General features: G+C 47.5%; 1 protein-coding gene. It reads right to left on the bottom strand.

The genetic code is table 11. The annotated features are described in order from the left end of the window. Nucleotides 1-35: 35 nt before the first annotated feature. Complete coding sequence (locus PX636_RS18985; protein ID WP_288118304.1) at nt 36-1388, bottom strand: SUMF1/EgtB/PvdO family nonheme iron enzyme; 1353 nt, start codon at nt 1386-1388, stop codon at nt 36-38. Nucleotides 1389-1513 lie beyond the last annotated feature (125 nt).

The raw sequence follows: 1513 nt of genomic DNA, 5'->3' as shown, positions 1-1513 counted from the left end.
GCCAGTCTGTTGACACTAAGTTAAATGCTTTTCTGCTACAAAGTCCTCCCAGCACCGCACACCACCCGAAAACCGCTGAAGTAGTAGTCGCTGTCGCGGCGGGAGGCGTAGAAGTAAGCGGAACGGCAGAAAACCGGATTGAGGTACCAAGAACCGCCCCGCATAGGAGAACGATTATTATTCCCATTTTCTGTCCAGACACTGCCATCCGTCGGCGCACCATCATAATTATCATGCCAAGTATCGGCGCACCATTCCCAGACATTGCCGTGCATATCGTACAGTCCGAAGGCATTGGGGGGAAATTGTCCCACGGGAGTCGTTTCTTCTCGATATTCTCCCTTCGCTTCTTCTGCGTAGGTATTACTGGCATCGTAGTTGGCCAATTCCCCCGTAATGGTTTCCCCAAAGTAGAATGGGGTGGTGGTTCCAGCACGACAAGCGTATTCCCATTCCGCTTCACTCGGTAGTCGATACTCCCGTTTTGTTTCTCTTGATAGTCGTTTACAAAATTCCGTTGCTTGATACCAGTTGACACTTTCTACGGGTAGCTCATCCCCTTTGAAGTTAGAAGGGTTTGTCTCTAGGTCGATGTCTATTTTAGCGGTTGCGGCGATCGCTTTCCACTGAGCTTGGGTGATGGGATAACGTCCCATGTAGAAAGAAGAAACGGTTACTCGATGTTGAGGTCTTTCCGCTCTAAATCCTTCCCAAGCAAATTTTTTCACCAGTCTTTCGATTTCCTCGTCTTCCGTTCCCATCGTGAATGTTCCCCCCGGTATGGCGACCATTTCTAAGGTGATGCCGTTGCCCAAATCTTCGCTGAAATATTGGGACTGTTTCGACTCTTTTCTAATTTGCTCACCCTTCGCATTTACTCGCACGATCTCAAAGTTAAATACTGATAACGGTGGAGTGACGATTACGGGTTTTTTTGGCTCTTCTGGTTCAAGCTTGAATTGATAGGTAATTGCTCTTTCTAGTTGCTCAAATCCGTCTTCTTCCCAATAATCAAGCCAGTGGAGGTCTCGCAGGTTCAAGCCATACTCCTCCTGTCGCAGGTCGGGGATATCGCATTCATCCAATCTCAGCGGAATGAGGTAGATTGAATTCGGCGGTCTGTCAGCATATTGATTGAGGGCCATTTTAAATTCCCGCTGCACGAATCCTTGTTTAGCAATCGAGCGTTGGGAGAGACAAGCGATAAACAGTTGACTATCTGCGATCGCCTTGGGGATGACTGAACGCCAGTTTTGGCCCGGAATCAGGTCTTTTTTATCCAACCAAGGTTTATATCCCGCTTGCTTAAGGCGCTCATGCAGTGCCAAAACTGCTGGTTTGTCCTCACTAGCGTGAGCTAGGAAAATTTGGATCTCTGACTTTTTCATAACTTTTTCTTATGACCACAAGTAGGGGAGAGCCAGATTAACTGGCAGAAAATCTCTAAATAGGGCTTGCTGAAAAAGTACGGGCGAAGCATTCGGATAGAAAATCTCCAGTTTCACCGATAGGT

The organism is Microcystis sp. M53598_WE2 (genome assembly GCF_030067735.1).
Lineage (GTDB): Bacteria > Cyanobacteriota > Cyanobacteriia > Cyanobacteriales > Microcystaceae > Microcystis > Microcystis aeruginosa.
The sequence above is the reverse complement of the archived record's forward strand: the minus strand, read 5'-3'. Positions and strand labels throughout refer to the sequence as shown.

Excerpts from the sequence above, each read along its gene's own strand:
- PX636_RS18985 (WP_288118304.1), bottom strand. The coding sequence starts at position 1,388 with ATGAAAAAGTCAGAGATCCAAATTTTCCTAGCTCACGCTAGTGAGGAC.